The following is a 2816-nucleotide window of genomic DNA, read 5'->3' as shown; positions in this document are numbered from 1 at the left end:
TTGATTTTTAATTCCAATTTTTGAGGAAATACTATTTGTTTCAAGAGCAATTTCTATCCAATTAACTATTTTATTGTTTTTATAAAAAATTAATCCAATTGATGGTGCATGACTAAATGGATGTCTTGCTCCATATGATAATGAATCATTAAGAATATCAATAAGTTTATTTGCTTTGGATAATTCTATTTCGATTCCAGCATTTTTATTCCTAATATTTCCTTTATAATCAAATAATCTAGATATCCCGGATTCTTCATCCATTTCTATTTCATATAGTACGACCTTATCAAATTCTGTTTTGGATAAGGTTGTAGGGAAAATGATAAATAAAATTAGTATCAATGTTTTCATTAGCTGTACTTAATGACATACAACGTTAAGGCTAAGCGGCGAACCCCATCCCTCGGGGTGGGGTATGAAGCTTAGGCGCTGTTATGTGGTTTTTATATTAATTAATTCTGTATCTATTTTTTCAAAATCGGTATTCTGAGTATTCCCATTTATACCATTAAAACAAAATTCTCCCTTATTATTAAATGTCAAAGTTTTATCCGGCATGAAAAACATCCACATCTCAATTCCAGATTCATAATTATTATTAAATGTCAATAATTCACCACCAAGATCAAAATTAAATTTTGCAGATGCTTTATTGATATCTATTTGTACAGACTTAAGTATTTGGCCATTTAATAAATTAGCTGCATTTTGAATAAGTTCATCATTAGATTCATCATTCGCAATATGTTTTCCATCTACATTTATAATCCAGTTACAGCAATAAATCCAAAGATGATATTGTCCGTGAATTGAAGTTTGACGAGTTGGATATACGTTCATTGGGTAAGGTAGACTTTCCCAAGTTCTAGGTTTTTTAATTTCAATTTCAGGAGTACCAAACTCAAAAGTTAGAAATGAACCATGTCCTTTATTAACATTCCAAGCATGTTGATTTATTATATGATTGAAAGATTCATGGATAATTTGTGATTTCATTTAAGTCGTAATCCTAATTCCACATAACGATTAATATAAAGAACAGTTGCTTGGTGTACCCAATAAGATATTCTATAGACAAAAGCGGAAGATTAATCCGAAGGATTTCCCGAATGGCAGCTATCTGGCAATTGGTTTTATATTGTGTTGTGCGTTCGTGCTTTGTTTTTGTCCTATTAGAAATATTTATGAATTGATTATTCTTCCGAAATAAACACTAAATATCTTTATCCTCATTCAATTGTATCTGCTCGATTGCCCTATAGAGGGGCTTGGAACTGAACAAGCCAGTAAAAAGACCAATTAATGTGAAATAAGGTAAAATGAAAGACATCCATTCTGTAAAGAGTAATGCCATTGGTGATAGCAAAGATTTTAGCTTTTCAGATATAATCATCTCATAGAGCATGATAAAAGGTATAGAGGCTATAATACCTGTTACAATACCCAGTATCCAATAGCCAACCCATTTGCCGTTCTTAATGCCGGCAGAACGCAAATACAAAAATTGCATTAACGCGATCAATCCACCACCACCGATGCCGATCAATAATGGTTCTAAAGGCCCTGGTGCTCCCCCGGTTGAAAGACCGACATAAATGAGATCTCCCAACAAAATTAATTCTAAACCCAGAATGGTCAAACCAGTCCATACAAGTTTATTGGATATGTACTTTTTCAGCACTTGATACTGTAAATGCGCGAGGATGGTACCTACTATTAAATAAAGGATAAAGTGTGAAATCTGGTTTGTGATATATATCTGCAAATTGAACTCTGAGCTACTAGACAATATTTTAAATATTTCTGGTATGTTGAGTCCATCGAATCGAGGCGGAAGAAAAAAACGGGCAAAGATGAAACTCATGGGAATCATTAAAAGAAGCGACATAAAGCCAAGTGTGGTAGCTTTCACCCATTCTATTCGAAAATCTTTTAAGGTTTTCATGTTCTTTGGTTTGGTTATTTTTTCAACATGATGCACAACGTTAAGGCTAAGCTGCGTACCCCATCCCTCGGGGTGGGGTATGATGCTTAGGTATTGTTATGTATTGTTATTTTTTTTATCTCCTCAGTTTCACTGTCAAATTGCATAAAATATTCCTTATCATATACTCCTAATTCTACGCAAGAAAATTCTAATAAATTACCATTCCAACCCTTAACTTCTATAATATCCATTTCAATTGGGCTTTCTATTTTTATTATGTTATTTAACCCATCAGTTATTTTTTCGATTTTATAAAAATCTATTATGATGTAATCGCCAAAAGGAGATGTAGTTAAGTACGTGAATGTATGGTTTCTATCTGATTCAATTAATTCTCCGTTTTTAAGGTCAAGTAAAAATAAATAGTCAGACGTTAAGACAATACAGCTATTGAATTTATTAGAAATGGCTACTCCATGTGGTTCGCCTCTAAAATTACCTACCCATTCAGTTCCATTATCCATTATGAATTTCACCCAAGTCCATAATTGAGAGTTCCATGGACTTTCTATGTCATATACTCGTTCTTCGTATTGACCTGAATATGGTTGATTTATGATTTCAGTTGCGATTATCATTATTTAATAATACATAACGTTCGATGTATGAGTTTGTGGCGGATTATCGTGCCGATTTCGCGTCCGATAGGACAGTGAAATCCAGCGAGAATCCGGCGCTTGAGTTGACTCTACAGCTAGCCATAACTACATAGTTCCCATGATATAATCCGAACCCGTAAAATAAGGGTAAACCAAACGAAAAACACCATGGGAACAGGATTAAAGTTATTCATTGGAATTGATGTTCACAAGCGTCAATGGAGTGT

4 protein-coding genes are annotated in these 2816 nt (G+C 33.4%); all 4 read right to left on the bottom strand.

All coding sequences use genetic code 11. The annotated features are described in order from the left end of the window. A partial coding sequence (locus OO013_RS20015; RefSeq protein ID WP_266058907.1) for a hypothetical protein occupies positions 1–354 on the bottom strand: 354 nt, incomplete at its 3' end. Positions 355–435: 81 nt separating this feature from the next. After that, positions 436–999, bottom strand: coding sequence for a hypothetical protein (locus OO013_RS20010; protein ID WP_266058905.1), 564 nt, complete (start codon positions 997–999; stop codon positions 436–438). A gap of 217 nt (positions 1000–1216) precedes the next feature. Then, positions 1217–1948 (bottom strand): hypothetical protein, encoded by a 732-nt coding sequence (locus OO013_RS20005; protein ID WP_266058903.1) that lies wholly within the window; start codon positions 1946–1948, stop codon positions 1217–1219. An 86-nt stretch (positions 1949–2034) separates the two neighbouring features. After that, positions 2035–2568, bottom strand: coding sequence for a hypothetical protein (locus OO013_RS20000; protein WP_266058902.1), 534 nt, complete (start codon positions 2566–2568; stop codon positions 2035–2037). Between the last annotated feature and the right edge of the window lie 248 nt (positions 2569–2816).

It is taken from the genome of Mangrovivirga halotolerans (genome assembly GCF_026241165.1).
GTDB lineage: Bacteria > Bacteroidota > Bacteroidia > Cytophagales > Cyclobacteriaceae > Mangrovivirga > Mangrovivirga halotolerans.
The sequence above is the reverse complement of the archived record's forward strand: the minus strand, read 5'-3'. Positions and strand labels throughout refer to the sequence as shown.